We start from the raw sequence: 12,340 nt of genomic DNA, 5'->3' as shown, positions 1-12,340 counted from the left end.
ACGACCGGGTTTTAGGAGCCGGCCCCGTCCCCGGGCCGGCTCCACCTTTTTCCTGACACCGCGTTAGTCCGGCAGGCCCGCCTTGCGAAGGCCTTCGATATATCTGCTGCGATCATCCGTTCGATGAAACGGCGGCAGCACCTCGGCGAGATTCGAAAGCCGCAGCAAGGGATCGAACTCGCATAGCCGGGCCATCATTTGCTGCGCTTCCAAAAGCCGCCCCGCCAGCGCATGACCTGCGGCCGCAACACGCATGGCGCTTGCGTAGTTCGGCTGGGATCGCAAGGAGCTTTCTGCCCATTCGACAGCGTCATCGTAGCGGCCAGCACAGAAGTGAGCGAGCCCCGTACAGAACTGCCAGGCGAACAGACGCGGATCCAGCGGGCTCAGGCGCATGGCGCCCGCAGCATGTTCGACGGCTCTGTCCGGCTCACCAAAGCAGGCTCTCACCCAGCTGCTTAGGCCCCAGGCAGCCGCTAAATTCGGGTTGAGAACGAGCGCGCGATCGATGCAGACCGCACTGTTCTTGAGTTCGCCCCCAACATAACCAAGGACGTATCCACCATGGGAAAGCGCAATCGCGTCGTCCCTGCCGAGTTCGACCGCTCGCCTGGCCAATCGGACGGCTTCTGCGACCTCTTCCGCGCGATCGACCATCCAGCCATTGCTCTTTCGAGTGGCGTAGCATCGCGCAGCCCGCGCGTAGGCTGCGGCAAACTCCGGATCACGGGCGATCGCTGCCATGAACAGTCGCAAGGCTTCGTTGATAGCCGCCTGATCGTTGACCGTCCGGTCAAAAACGGCGAGCCCGCGGAGGTAGTAGTCGTAGGCGTCGAGGCTTTCCGTCGGCTTGCGCTTGGCACGCTCGATCTCAGCCTCCTCCACCTTCGGGGTGATTGCGCCGACGATGCTGGAGGCGACCTGGTCCTGCAGATCGAACACTTCGGCGAGCGTTCCGTCAAAACGATCGGCCCAGAGGTAGGCTCCCGTCGAGGTGTCGATGAGCTGCCCGGCGATGCGCAGGCGGTCACCCGCCCGGCGCACACTTCCCTCGACCACATAGCGCACGCCCAACTCACCCCCGACCTGCTCTATGTCTATGGACCGTCCCTTGTAGGTAAAACTCGAATTCCGTGCGATTACGAACAGGTGGCGGAAGTGAGCCAGGGCGGTGACGATGTCTTCCACCATTCCGTCGGCAAAATATTCCTGCTCGATATCACCGCTTAGATTCTGAAACGGCAGCACCGCAATTGATGGCTGGTCGTCGCGTCTCGTTGGGACTGCCAGCACCTGCGCCGGCGCCGCGACGCCAGAGCTTGGCTCCGGCCGCTGATGCCCAGTTCGTCCGCGGGACTGCAGAGAAGCCGCCAGTGAGCTTGTCTGCGCCTCCGGCTCCGCATCCATCTGCTTTTTCAGAACAGTCCGACAGAGCTCGAACTGGCGCAAGGCCGCGTTTTCGTGACCCCGATGAGCGTGGATCCGGATCAGCGCCCGATGGGCGGCCTCCGCGGTAGGATCTGAGGCGAGCAATCTCTCCGCCAGGCCTTCGCAGGCCGTCTCTTCCGCCGAGCCGGGTATGGGCAGCGCGAGGCTCAGCCGATCCACCAACTGCAGCGCCTTGCGCTGATACCTGTTCAGATAGGGTCCAAACCACTCATCCAGTTCCTCAGGAATGGCTTCCCCTGCAAGCACCCCGCCGCGGTAGAGGTCCGCGGCGAAGGCGAGATCGGTCGCTCGGCCCTCCTCCAGTTTCCGGTCGAAGATCGAAATGTCCGCGTCATCCGGGCCGGTAATCAGCGCGACGGCTTCCTGATCCCCGTCGATGTAGACGGTGGCATCCTTGCTGGTCGGGAACGAGCGCCGGATGTCGACCAGCGCTTGCCGCAAACTGTTGCGAGCCTGGCCATTGCTTCGTCCCGGCCAAAAGGCTTCGGAAAGCTGCTCGCGACGATGGCCGCGGTGGCCCGCCAGCACCAGGGCAGCAAAGAGAAGCGAAGTCTTGCGCGTGGCGAAACGGACGGGCCGGCGCTCCGGCGAAGTAACCTCGAGGCCGCCCAGCAACCTGATGCGCACAGATCCGTCTCCAGACTTTGACCGCCGCCGCAGAATAGCATTCCGGTAGATGGATTTAACACCGATTTAACAGCAGCTCGTCGGACTTTTCCGTTCTTTTCACGCACAGCCGAACAGCCCGAAAACACCCGCGTGGCACGCTCCCACCCACAAACATCGAATGGGAGACTAGAAATGGCTCATACCGAAACTCGCACCGGCCGCAGCGCGTCGAAAAAACGCCTGTTTGGATCTAGCAGGAAAAGCATAGCACTAATGATCGCCGCCTTCAGGGGATGGCGACGGACCGTCGCAAGACGCAGCGCACTAGCCGACTTGACGCCCGATCAGCTGAACGACATCGGTCATCCGGAGGCCCATCGACCCGCACTCGACATCAAGGCAGGTCTGATGACGAACTTGATGTCGATGCGGTAAGTTCGGCGTACGGCTGCGCAAAGCTATCGACCTGCTCGCCAATCGCAACCGCCCATGAGGCTTTCAGGCAGCGGCGGATGGGAGCAATATGGCGGTCAATTCAACCTCCGGATCGCTGCGATGTTGGAAATCCCGGAAGATCGATGCGAGCGCCACCGCCTGTTCAAGGCCATCGACGACGCGTTCAAGGCGGGCGACTTCGAGGCCCTCGGTGTGGCTCTCGGCGGCTCACCCGGCTGGTTCGACGAGCAGATGCCCTTTGAACTCGGCCTTGGGCATCCACTAGAGTATGCGATCTATTGGAGCCCCACCGCTTTCATATCGATCTTACTGGACGCGGGCTCGGACCCGAACTATCACCACCACGGCGGTTTTCCTGCAATCATTGCGGCACTGTCCACCGACCGGGCTGACAGACTGGAAATCGTCCGAATCCTGATCGATGGTGGCGCAGACCTCAACATGCGGGGCGTAAACGACTGGACGCCGCTTCACTATGCGGTCGCTATCCGAAGCGTCGATGCCATCCGCCTGCTGTTGGCGGCGGGCGCCGACCCATCGCTCGAAACCCGCATCGACGACTATACGACAGCCCTCGAGGACGCCGACAATGCCGGCTTTGAAGCCGGCGCTTCGTTGCTGCGCGATGCGATGACCAGGCGCGGCTCCAATGGACGGTGAGTTGGGGGACGATGCCATTGGACCATATAGCCGAAGATTTGAACAAGGCTGGGCTCAGGCCTTCGTCAGTCCCGCTTTGAAGCGTTTGCCGTTGGCAACGTAGTGCGCGGCCGAAGCGCGCAGCCTGGCTACCGCGGCATCGTCCAGCTCTCGCATCACACGCGCGGGCGAGCCAATGATCAGCGAATTGTCGGGGAATTCCTTGCCTTCGGTGACCAGGGCGCTGGCGCCGACCAGCGAGTTCTTGCCGATTTTCGCGCCGTTCAGCACGATGGCGCCCATGCCGATCAGGCTGTTATCGCCGATCGTGCAGCCATGCAGCAAGGCCCGGTGGCCGATCGTGCAGCTTTGCCCGATGGTCAGGGGAAAACCGACGTCGGTATGCATGACCGTGTGCTCCTGCACATTGGTATCAGCGCCGATAACGATCGGCTCGTTGTCGCCGCGGATGACGACGCCGAACCAGAAGCCTGCATTGCGACCGACCCTGACATCGCCGATCAATGTCGCGTCGGGCGCGATCCAGTTGCTGTCCGCGTCCTCGAAACCGGGCGCCTTTCCGTCGATCGCATAGAGCGGCATTTTTCGCCTCCGAATCGTCTCACGCTGAAAAATCAGCCGAACCTAGGAGAATGCCCGCTCGGGATGCAATGTCGATCAGCACGACGCCCAACGCCAACGCCCAGACCGTAGCGGTGCAACCGCAAGAGATCAGCGCCGGGGCGGAAATGCGGCCTTGCCGCCAGGCGTCGAGGGCTTCGTTGGCGAACATCAGGGGCCCGGCGCAGGCCGTCGCGAAGAGCGAGCGCAGCAGATGCGCCGGCGACACATAGGGCTCGGCGAAGGCAAGCCGCTGGCCTGATATCAGCTCCATAGCCGATCCGGCCAGGCCGCACGACGTCAGCCCAACCATAAAAGCAAAGAGTGTGTATTCGACCAGACCCATCTTTACCTTCCATTTACCATGAAATCGCACAGTCGTGTTCGACAGGCGCCGTTGCAAGAGCCGTGCCGCGCCACATGTGCCGCCTAAGGACACCCCAAGAGGGACGTCCCCAGGGGGACGCCCATGGGACATCTTGGGACAGGCGGCCGAAATTGGGGATCGCGATGAAGCAGACAGCCACCGCCAACGGTCCGCAACTCACCGTCGTCGATTCCAAGCTGATGAAGCGGGTGTTCTACGTGTTCGCGGCGCTGGCAATGCTTTCGGTGGCGATCAGCCTTGGCGGCAAATGGCTCGGCCGCTCGATCGCCATGGCCGGATACACCGACGACACGACAATCCACGAGGTCGTGATCGGCAACAATGTCATCGCCGTGCCGGGCAATGTCACCCGCTTCGACCAGGCCCGGCGCGACGGCATCGCCTCGCGGCTCGACCTCTATCTGCGCTATCCCGAGATGGACGGCTACAGCGAGGCCGCCCGCAACGATTTCAACCATACCGGATCAAGCAAGAGGATTATCTTTCTGTCGTTCGAACGACAGGTCATGTCGCGTGACATGAGCGGGCGCTTCGCGCCGATCTACAGTGCACTGATTGTCCAGCCCGGCACGCCCGGCCCGGGCGGCACGACGTTTTACGGCTTCAGTGAAAAATCAGGCTATTTCAACGAGGTGCTGGCGGTTGCCAATCGCCGGGGCAAGGACCCGTTCGTGGCCCGCTGCCTGAGCGGCCCAAGTGCTGCGCAATCGCTGGCGCCCTGCGAACGCGACATTCTGGTCGGCGATAATCTCAGCCTCACCTACCGCTTTCCCATGGAATTTCTGGGTGACTGGCAGGCGCTCGACGCAGCCATCGCCGCCGAGGCTGCGCGTTTGCTGAAGACCGGGCGCTAACGCATTGTGTCTGAAGGGATTATGCAACGCGCTTTGGGGACAAATCGCAAAGCCCCCTTCTCCGCCCAGGGATGACGGGCGCCTGCCGGTAACCGCGAATCCCCGGCTCAGGCCAGATCGATGTCGAGGATCGCCATCGAGAAATTATAGTCGCCGTCGTCCTCGTCCTTGAAGACGATGCCGAGGAATTCGTCGCCGACATAGACCTCGGCCGAATCGTCCTTGCGCGGCCGCGCCTTCACTTCAAGCTTGGGGTTCTGGAAGACGCGCTTGAAATAGGCGTCCAGCTTTCTGATTTCGTCCGGCTTCAAAAGTCTTCTCCGATCGTCGGTCTTGCTCGTTTGAGCGCGCTTCTGGCACGTCGACAATGGCGATGTAAAGGCAAGCCGACCGGATATGCGAGAACCGACAGGCGGCGGAGCCGGCAAACGGAGTTCGATTGCCCGCCCCGCGGACGTGAAATCAGATATCGAAGCTGACGACGTGGTCCATCGACTGCGACGGCAAAAGCTGGTCCATCTGCCGCGAGGGCTGGTCGCAGCCGGTCTCACCGACGACGCGGGCCGGCACGCCGGCAACCGTCTTGTTGTGCGGCACCGGCGACAGCACTACCGAGCCTGCCGCGATCTTCGAGCAATGGCCGACTTCGATGTTGCCGAGGATCTTGGCGCCGGCGCCGATCAGCACGCCATAGCGAATCTTAGGATGGCGGTCGCCGCCGGCCTTGCCGGTGCCGCCCAGCGTCACCCCGTGCAGGATCGACACGTCGTCCTCGATCACCGCCGTCTGGCCGACGACAAGGCCGGTGGCGTGGTCGAGGAAGATGCCCTTGCCGATGCGGGCGGCCGGGTTGATGTCGGTCTGGAACACCGAGGACGACCGGCTCTGCAGGTAGAGCGCGAAGTCCTGGCGGCCCTGGTTCCACAGCCAATGTGCCAGCCGGTGGGTCTGGATGGCATGAAAACCTTTGAAATAGAGCACCGGCATGATGAAGCGGTCGCAGGCCGGATCGCGATCGTAATAGGCCTGGATGTCGACACGCACTGTCGACGACCAGTCCATGTCGTCGGCTGCCATCGCCTTGAATGTCTGGCGGATGAGATCGGACCCGATATCCTGATGGGCGAGCCGCTCGGCCAGCCGATGGATGACCGCTTCCTCCAGGCTTTCCTGGTTAAGGATGGTCGAATAGAGGAATGCCGCCAGCAGCGGATCGCGGTTGACCGCCTCCATCGCTTCGTCGCGGATCGAGCGCCAGATCGGGTCGATCGGCTTCACCATGCTGGGGCGGGCAATCGTAACGCTGTTCATCAATGGTCTCCGGCCATCTAATGTTTCCGGCTTGGCGACTTGCCTATTCTCCGGCCGCATAATGCGAATCGCGATCAAAGTGATTCAGGCGATGCGCATTAAGTGCCTGTTTTGAGCATGTCGTTGTCCCAAAACCGCTGCGCACTTTTGCGCGACATGCTCTATAAGCCAGATCATAGCACGGTTGAACTCAATTTTCCTTAGTGCTTTGTCAAATGGATTTGGTTCACGGAAATTCAAGCGGCCATGGAAAACGAACCCTTGATCGACGAGCCGCTGAAGCACGAGCTTTCCGCGCTCTACCGGGCCGAAAACCGGCACTATCACAGCCTTGCCCATATTGAGGCGATGCTGGCGTTGGCCGACGGCTATAGGGCATCCCTGCACGACCCCGAGGCGGTCGAGGCGGCGATCTGGTTTCATGACGCCATCTATGACAGCCGGGCCAAGGACAACGAAGCCAGGAGTGCCGCCCTTGCCGAGAAAAAGCTCGCCGGCCGGACGGATGTGCAGCGCCTTGACCGCATCACGGCGATGATCATCGCCACCGCGACGCATGAGTTGCCGCACTTTGACGACGAGAATGCCGCCAGCGACGCAGCGCTGTTTCTCGACATCGACCTGGCGATCCTGGGTGCGACGCCTAATGCCTTCGACGCTTATGAACAGGCGGTTCGCCGCGAATATGGCTGGGTGGAAGAGCCGGTGTGGCGTGCCGGCCGCAGTGCTGTTCTGAAGAGTTTCCTCGCCCGCCCGCATATCTTTCACACCGAAGAGTTCCGCCAGCGGTTCGAGGCTCAGGCTCGGCAAAACATGGCGCGTTCGCTCGAAGCGCTTGAGGCATGACGCCGCAGGAGTGAGCGGAGCGCCGAAGCTGCCAATCTCCCCCCTCGTGGGGGAGATGTCCGGCAGGACAGAGGGGGGCGCGAAGGATCGCTACAGATCGGGCTTTTATCCTGAGCCGCCGCATTCTTCAGGCCATGAGCCATCCAAACTCAACCACCGCTGCACTCACAGCGGATTTTCGGCATAGAACTCCAGCACCCGCTGCTTGAAGGTCTTGTCGCCGACGGCCAGCATGTGGTCGCGCCCCTCGATGTGAAAAGCCTCGGCGTTCGGCATCAGGGCGGCCAGTTCGTCGGGCGAACCGCCGATATCGTCCTTGGTGCCGACGGCAATCAATGTCGGCTGGGCAATGCGCGTAATGTCGGCCTCGGCCAGCAATTCCCGCGAGGTGGCAATGCAGGCGGCCAGCGCCCGGCGGTCGCTGCGGGTCTGGTCGGCGAAGGCGCGAAACGAGCGGCCGCGCGAATGGCTGGTGGTATCTGGATCGTTGGCCAGAAGGGCGGCGGCGATCGGATCCCAGTCGCCGACGCCGTCGACCATGCCGACGCCGAGACCGCCGAAGACCAGCGTGGCCACCTTCTCCGGGTCGGAAAGCGCCAGGAAGGCCGATATCCGCGCGCCCATCGAATAGCCCATGACATGGGCGCGTTCGATGCCGAGATGGGTCAGCAACGCTGCCCCGTCGGAAGCCATTTTTGCGGGCGTGTAATCGGCCTCTTCATAGCTCTTCGACGAGGCGCCATGGCCGCGATTGTCGAAAGCGATGGCGCGGTAGCCGGCATCGTTCAGCGCCTTGAACCAGCCGGGCGACACCCAGTTGACGTAATGGGTCGAGGCAAAGCCGTGGATCATCAGCACCGGATCACCCTGCCCCGATGCCGGCTGGCGGTCGAGGAAGGCAAGATCAAAACCGTCATGGGAGAAAAACTGCATCTGCGACGGATCCTGCGCGTTCAGTTGTGCGCAGGGCCGATTGCCGGGTGGCGCAACAAATCGCCATCCTCGATGCCGCCCCTGGCGGCGGTGCCCGCCTTGAGCTCGAGCACGAAACGAACAGGCTCGCCGGGCGAGATCATCGCCTCGGATTGCGGCTCGCCTTGCTTGATCGCCCGGATCCTGCCGTCCTGACCGACAAAGATCAGGTCGAGCGGCATCGGCGTGTTCTTCATCCAGAAGCTCACATCCCGAGGCTCCTCGAACACGAACAGCATGCCATGATCGTCGGCCATCTCCTCGCGAAACATCAGGCCGGCCTCGCGCTCGGCGGAGGTGTCGGCGATTTCGACGGAGAAAGAGCGTTCGCCGCCTTTCGTCACCGCGACCAGCGGCTGCGGGTCGACGGCAAGGATCATCGCCCGGCTGTCTGCCGAAGCCGGTTGCTGCGAATGGAAGAAAGCGCCTGTGGCGACGACAAAGGCGATCGCGGCGCAGACTACGCCCGTTGTCAGCCAGTTCCTGTAAGTCATTCAGAATCCTCGGCCATCGTCCTAAACCATGATCCCGAACCTACGGTTCGGAAAAGATCATGGTCAAGCAGAAAGCACCAGGTAGCGTCCCGATTCGATCGGGATGGGACCTTAGTGCGAGACCGGCAAGGTACCCATATCCGGGTGAATTTCGGCAGCCATAAGGCCTTTGTCGCCGCGCCCGAAGCGGACCAGCACGACCTGCCCCGGCCTGAGCTCGGTAATGCCGTAGCGGCGCAGCGTTTCCATATGGACGAAGATGTCCTCGGTGCCCTCGCCCCGGGTCAGGAAACCGAACCCCTTGGTGCGGTTGAACCATTTCACCAGCGCCCGCTCGAGACCGCTTTCCGGCGTCACCGAGACATGCGTGCGCTGATCCTGCATTTCAGCGGGATGGGTCGCCGTGGTGAGATCCATGGAGAGCACACGGAACGCCTGCAATCCACGCTCGCCATGCTTGACGAGGCAGACGACGCGAGCGCCTTCCAGGGCGGTCTGGAAACCGTCCTTCCGAAGACACGTCACATGGAGGAGAATATCGCCGGAAACGCCGTCATCGGGAAGAATGAAACCGTAGCCCTTGGCCACGTCGAACCATTTGATGGCGCCCGCAACTTCGACGAGATCGGCCGCATCGCCGCTCTCGTCCCTTCGCAAGGCGTTACCGGTTCCGTCCCGCCCCATGAAAGAGGCCTTTTCCCCCATAACAACGCCCCCCTTTTTCCAAGAATACCGCAACTGATTCTTGACGTTAGATTAACACTGCCGCTTCCGCTGTGTGCAAGACCTTCCGCGCCTTTTTTCACGGTTCATTGCAGGAATACCGGATTTGTTGTTTGCCGGCGGGACCGGCTATCGGGAATTGCCCTTTGGCCGGGTGGCCCCTATGTTCCGCCGCAACGCAACATTTCGAGGAAGATCACATGCGCTACCTCCACACCATGGTCCGCGTCGCCGACATCGATGCATCGGTCGATTTCTACTGCAACAAGCTCGGCCTCAAGGAAGTGCGCCGCCATGAAAACGAACAGGGGCGCTACACGCTGATCTTCCTCGCCGCGCCTGAGGACGAGCAGAGCGGCATCGCCGACAAGGCGCCGCTGATCGAGCTCACCTACAATTGGGATCCGGAGGACTACAAGGGCGGCCGCAATTTCGGCCACCTCGCCTACGAAGTCGACGACATCTACGCCACCTGCCAACGGCTGATGGACAACGGCGTCACCATCAACCGGCCGCCGCGCGACGGCAACATGGCCTTCGTCAAATCGCCGGACGGCATATCGATCGAGCTTTTGCAGAAAGGCCCGGCCAAGGCCAAGGCCGAGCCCTGGGCTTCGATGCCGAACACCGGAAGCTGGTAGCCATCACAAGATCGAGAGCGGGTACGATCAAGCCGGACATTTTATGGCGTTTCTCGAGATCGCGCCTATCTGTCCGGCGATCGCGCCTGCTTCCGAAATTGGCGCATCTTGCCTCAGGAGAAATCCATTCATGCCGACCAGCCATGTCGATGTCGCTACCGAACATGCGAGCCGTTATCTGCAGCAGCTCTGCAAGCACTGGGCGCACAAGTTTCCTGTCAAGTTCGATCCGAACCACGGCACCATCGACCTCTCACTGGGCCGCACGGTCCTCGATGCCGATCCGGCAGCACTCCACATCGCGGTAAGCGCTGACGAAGCCGGCTCGCTGGAGCGCCTGGAAACGGTCGTCGCCGACCACATCAAACGCTTCGCTTTCCGCGAAGAGCTGACCTTCGATTGGAAAAGGGCTTCGGCAGCGTAGGCGACTACGCTCCGCCGCCTCGGCCGGCCAACACCAGCAGCGCCAGCACCGTGCGCCAGTTGCGCGCGGTGCCGGGCACTTTCAGCGTGCGCGGGATGAGATTGGCAAACACCGATTTGCCGAGACCTTCCGGTGCGTGCAGGTAAAGCACGTCGCCCCTGATCTCGAACCGTTCGGGACCCGTGCATTTTTCGGCCAGCCGCGCGACCTCGTCGGCGGTCGGCTCGCGCTCCAGCACATAGGCGTGGAGCTTGGTCGGGTCGCCTGCAATTTCCGGATAGGGATTTTCCGCCACCAGCCGCTCGAACCAGCCGAGATCGCGCACCATGATGCGCGAGTGAAATCCCCATTTCCTCTCGAAGGCCGCTTCCAGCTGTTTAGTCAGCGTAGCGGCATCACCCTTTGCCGAGCGGAACACGACGTTGCCGCTCTGCACATAGGTCGCGACGTCGCCAAAGCCGAGCTCCTCGAAGAACGACCGGAGTTCGGCCATCTTGACGATGCGGTTGCCGCCGACATTGATGCCGGAAAACAACGCAACGAATATCTTCGCCTGAGCGCTCATATGATGAACCCGGCCAGCGTCTCGTTGTCGGTGATGTCCTGATACTGGACGCCCTCGGCCTCGAAATTTGCGTTGAGCAGCTCGAAATTGCGACGGTCCTTGGTTTCGATGCCAATCAGCACCGAACCGAAATTGCGCGCCGATTTCTTCAGGTATTCGAAGCGTGCAATGTCATCGTCAGGCCCGAGCAATTCGAGGAAATCGCGCAGCGCCCCCGGCCGCTGCGGAAAGCGGATGATGAAGTACTTCTTCAGCCCCTCGAAACGCAGCGCCCTTTCCTTCACGTCCGGCAGCCGCTCGAAATCGAAATTGCCGCCTGAAACCACCGCGACGATGGTCTTGCCCCTGATTTCCTTCTTGGAAAAATCCTTGAGCGCGTCGATCGCTAGTGCGCCGGCCGGCTCCAGCACCACGCCTTCGACGTTCAGCATCTCGATCATGGTCGCGCAGAGCCGGTTTTCCGGAATCAGCCGCACGGACTCAGTGGCAAACTCCCTGAGATGCCGCAACGGCTCGCGGCCGATCTCGGCCACCGCCGCGCCGTCGACGAAATTGTCGACCTTGGCGAGCTTGATGCGCTTGCCGGTGGCGAGGCTCTCGCTCAGGCTTGGCGCGCCGGCCGGCTCGCAGAAGACGAAGCGCGCGTCGCGGCGCTGGTCGGCGAAATAATGCGTCACACCGGCCGCGAGGCCGCCGCCGCCGACCGGCAGCATGATGATGTCGGGCATCCGCGCGCCAGGCATCTGGCCTGATATCTCGTAGGCGACGGTCGCCTGCCCCTCGATTATGTCCTTGTGATCGAACGGCGGCACCATGTGCGCGCCGGCACTCTCGGTGAATTCGAAGGCGGCGCGGTAGCAGTCGTCGAAAAAGTCTCCGACCAGCCTGATCTCGACGAACTCGCCACCGAACAGCCGCGTCTTGTCGATCTTCTGCTGTGGCGTCGTCACCGGCATGAATACCACGCCTCGTTTGCCGAAATGACGGCAGACGAAGGCAAAGCCCTGCGCATGGTTGCCGGCGGAAGCGCAGACGAACAGCTCGGCATCGTTGCCGGCATCGAGCGCCTTGCGGAAAAAATTGAAGGCGCCCCTGATCTTGTAGGAGCGCACCGGCGACAGGTCCTCGCGTTTCAGCAGCACGCGCGCGCCGGTCTTCTTCGACAGATAGTCGTTTTCCTGCAGCGGCGTCTCCGGAAAAATCTCGCGGATCGCGGCGGCGGCGGCAGCGACGCGGGAGGAGAAACTGGTCATCGGAAAAATTACCCCGGATCGTCTGTGGTGTTCGCGAAGCTAGCACACGCCGTACGTGTTTGATCAGGGCAATCGCTTAAGATAAACTCATGTTG

At 61.8% G+C, this 12,340-nt stretch carries 16 protein-coding genes; 6 read left to right on the top strand and 10 right to left on the bottom strand.

The annotated features are described in order from the left end of the window. Positions 1-63: 63 nt before the first annotated feature. Positions 64-2,076, bottom strand: a complete 2,013-nt coding sequence (locus CIT26_RS07615; protein ID WP_095492014.1) for a BTAD domain-containing putative transcriptional regulator — start codon at positions 2,074-2,076, stop codon at positions 64-66. A gap of 174 nt (positions 2,077-2,250) precedes the next feature. Here CIT26_RS07615 and CIT26_RS07610 point away from each other — a divergent pair, with 174 nt between their 5' ends. After that, positions 2,251-2,493: a DUF1127 domain-containing protein gene (locus tag CIT26_RS07610; RefSeq protein WP_095492013.1), complete on the top strand. Its 243-nt coding sequence runs from the start codon at positions 2,251-2,253 to the stop codon at positions 2,491-2,493. Between the two features lie 120 nt (positions 2,494-2,613). Beyond that, complete coding sequence (locus CIT26_RS07605) at positions 2,614-3,174, top strand: ankyrin repeat domain-containing protein (RefSeq protein ID WP_167391317.1); 561 nt, start codon at positions 2,614-2,616, stop codon at positions 3,172-3,174. Positions 3,175-3,228: 54 nt separating this feature from the next. On the opposite strand, the gene CIT26_RS07600 is transcribed toward CIT26_RS07605, so the two are convergent. Both CIT26_RS07600 and CIT26_RS07595 read right to left on the bottom strand, forming a co-directional pair. After that, a complete protein-coding gene (locus CIT26_RS07600) occupies positions 3,229-3,756 on the bottom strand; it encodes a gamma carbonic anhydrase family protein (protein ID WP_095492011.1) in 528 nt (175 codons plus the stop codon). A 19-nt stretch (positions 3,757-3,775) separates the two neighbouring features. Next, positions 3,776-4,120 (bottom strand): DUF6949 family protein, encoded by a 345-nt coding sequence (locus CIT26_RS07595; protein ID WP_095492010.1) that lies wholly within the window; start codon positions 4,118-4,120, stop codon positions 3,776-3,778. A 164-nt stretch (positions 4,121-4,284) separates the two neighbouring features. Between CIT26_RS07595 and CIT26_RS07590 the strand changes: the two genes are divergently transcribed. Further along, positions 4,285-5,016 carry a hypothetical protein gene (locus CIT26_RS07590; protein ID WP_095492009.1) on the top strand — a complete coding sequence of 244 codons (732 nt, stop codon included), beginning with the start codon at positions 4,285-4,287 and terminating at the stop codon, positions 5,014-5,016. A gap of 107 nt (positions 5,017-5,123) precedes the next feature. Here CIT26_RS07590 and CIT26_RS07585 read toward each other — a convergent pair whose 3' ends face one another. Together CIT26_RS07585 and cysE are read right to left on the bottom strand one after the other, a co-directional pair. Then, positions 5,124-5,327 carry a DUF3126 family protein gene (locus CIT26_RS07585; protein ID WP_013531334.1) on the bottom strand — a complete coding sequence of 68 codons (204 nt, stop codon included), beginning with the start codon at positions 5,325-5,327 and terminating at the stop codon, positions 5,124-5,126. Positions 5,328-5,478: 151 nt separating this feature from the next. Then, complete coding sequence (gene cysE / locus CIT26_RS07580) at positions 5,479-6,327, bottom strand: serine O-acetyltransferase (RefSeq protein ID WP_095492008.1); 849 nt, start codon at positions 6,325-6,327, stop codon at positions 5,479-5,481. A gap of 246 nt (positions 6,328-6,573) precedes the next feature. Here cysE and CIT26_RS07575 point away from each other — a divergent pair, with 246 nt between their 5' ends. Then, positions 6,574-7,173, top strand: coding sequence for an HD domain-containing protein (locus tag CIT26_RS07575; RefSeq protein WP_095492007.1), 600 nt, complete (start codon positions 6,574-6,576; stop codon positions 7,171-7,173). A gap of 165 nt (positions 7,174-7,338) precedes the next feature. Here the strand turns inward: CIT26_RS07575 and CIT26_RS07570 are convergent, their stop codons facing one another. From CIT26_RS07570 to CIT26_RS07560, 3 genes are all read right to left on the bottom strand, one after another. Then, positions 7,339-8,106 (bottom strand): alpha/beta fold hydrolase, encoded by a 768-nt coding sequence (locus CIT26_RS07570; RefSeq protein WP_167391316.1) that lies wholly within the window; start codon positions 8,104-8,106, stop codon positions 7,339-7,341. A gap of 20 nt (positions 8,107-8,126) precedes the next feature. Beyond that, on the bottom strand, positions 8,127-8,639 hold the full coding sequence (locus CIT26_RS07565) for a DUF192 domain-containing protein (protein WP_095492005.1): 513 nt from the start codon (positions 8,637-8,639) through the stop codon (positions 8,127-8,129). Positions 8,640-8,750: 111 nt separating this feature from the next. Continuing rightward, complete coding sequence (locus CIT26_RS07560; protein ID WP_206072734.1) at positions 8,751-9,323, bottom strand: cold shock domain-containing protein; 573 nt, start codon at positions 9,321-9,323, stop codon at positions 8,751-8,753. Between the two features lie 239 nt (positions 9,324-9,562). On the opposite strand from CIT26_RS07560, the gene gloA reads away from it, so the two are divergent. Together gloA and CIT26_RS07550 are read left to right on the top strand one after the other, a co-directional pair. Then, a complete protein-coding gene (gloA, locus tag CIT26_RS07555) occupies positions 9,563-10,003 on the top strand; it encodes a lactoylglutathione lyase (RefSeq protein WP_095492003.1) in 441 nt (146 codons plus the stop codon). Positions 10,004-10,133: 130 nt separating this feature from the next. Further along, entirely contained in the window at positions 10,134-10,427 is a 294-nt protein-coding gene (locus CIT26_RS07550) for a DUF2218 domain-containing protein (protein WP_095492002.1), read from the top strand. A 4-nt stretch (positions 10,428-10,431) separates the two neighbouring features. Here CIT26_RS07550 and CIT26_RS07545 read toward each other — a convergent pair whose 3' ends face one another. Together CIT26_RS07545 and ilvA are read right to left on the bottom strand one after the other, a co-directional pair. Then, on the bottom strand, positions 10,432-10,992 hold the full coding sequence (locus tag CIT26_RS07545; protein ID WP_095492001.1) for a DUF1697 domain-containing protein: 561 nt from the start codon (positions 10,990-10,992) through the stop codon (positions 10,432-10,434). Next, entirely contained in the window at positions 10,989-12,245 is a 1,257-nt protein-coding gene (ilvA, locus tag CIT26_RS07540; RefSeq protein WP_095492000.1) for a threonine ammonia-lyase IlvA, read from the bottom strand. The genes CIT26_RS07545 and ilvA overlap by 4 nt, the downstream gene beginning before the upstream one ends. Positions 12,246-12,340 lie beyond the last annotated feature (95 nt).

Origin of the sequence: Mesorhizobium temperatum, from assembly GCF_002284575.1 — a bacterium.
Classification (GTDB): domain Bacteria; phylum Pseudomonadota; class Alphaproteobacteria; order Rhizobiales; family Rhizobiaceae; genus Mesorhizobium; species Mesorhizobium temperatum.
Note: the sequence above shows the minus strand (reverse complement) of the source record. Positions and strands in the feature narration are given on the sequence as shown.

Excerpts from the sequence above, each read along its gene's own strand:
- CIT26_RS07565 (WP_095492005.1), bottom strand. The coding sequence starts at position 8,639 with ATGACTTACAGGAACTGGCTGACAACGGGCGTAGTCTGCGCCGCGATC.
- CIT26_RS07570 (WP_167391316.1), bottom strand. The coding sequence starts at position 8,106 with ATGCAGTTTTTCTCCCATGACGGTTTTGATCTTGCCTTCCTCGACCGC.
- CIT26_RS07595 (WP_095492010.1), bottom strand. The coding sequence starts at position 4,120 with ATGGGTCTGGTCGAATACACACTCTTTGCTTTTATGGTTGGGCTGACG.
- ilvA (WP_095492000.1), bottom strand. The coding sequence starts at position 12,245 with ATGACCAGTTTCTCCTCCCGCGTCGCTGCCGCCGCCGCCGCGATCCGC.
- CIT26_RS07600 (WP_095492011.1), bottom strand. The coding sequence starts at position 3,756 with ATGCCGCTCTATGCGATCGACGGAAAGGCGCCCGGTTTCGAGGACGCG.
- cysE (WP_095492008.1), bottom strand. The coding sequence starts at position 6,327 with ATGAACAGCGTTACGATTGCCCGCCCCAGCATGGTGAAGCCGATCGAC.
- gloA (WP_095492003.1), top strand. The coding sequence starts at position 9,563 with ATGCGCTACCTCCACACCATGGTCCGCGTCGCCGACATCGATGCATCG.
- CIT26_RS07610 (WP_095492013.1), top strand. The coding sequence starts at position 2,251 with ATGGCTCATACCGAAACTCGCACCGGCCGCAGCGCGTCGAAAAAACGC.
- CIT26_RS07560 (WP_206072734.1), bottom strand. The coding sequence starts at position 9,323 with ATGGGGCGGGACGGAACCGGTAACGCCTTGCGAAGGGACGAGAGCGGC.
- CIT26_RS07575 (WP_095492007.1), top strand. The coding sequence starts at position 6,574 with ATGGAAAACGAACCCTTGATCGACGAGCCGCTGAAGCACGAGCTTTCC.
- CIT26_RS07605 (WP_167391317.1), top strand. The coding sequence starts at position 2,614 with ATGTTGGAAATCCCGGAAGATCGATGCGAGCGCCACCGCCTGTTCAAG.
- CIT26_RS07545 (WP_095492001.1), bottom strand. The coding sequence starts at position 10,992 with ATGAGCGCTCAGGCGAAGATATTCGTTGCGTTGTTTTCCGGCATCAAT.
- CIT26_RS07590 (WP_095492009.1), top strand. The coding sequence starts at position 4,285 with ATGAAGCAGACAGCCACCGCCAACGGTCCGCAACTCACCGTCGTCGAT.
- CIT26_RS07550 (WP_095492002.1), top strand. The coding sequence starts at position 10,134 with ATGCCGACCAGCCATGTCGATGTCGCTACCGAACATGCGAGCCGTTAT.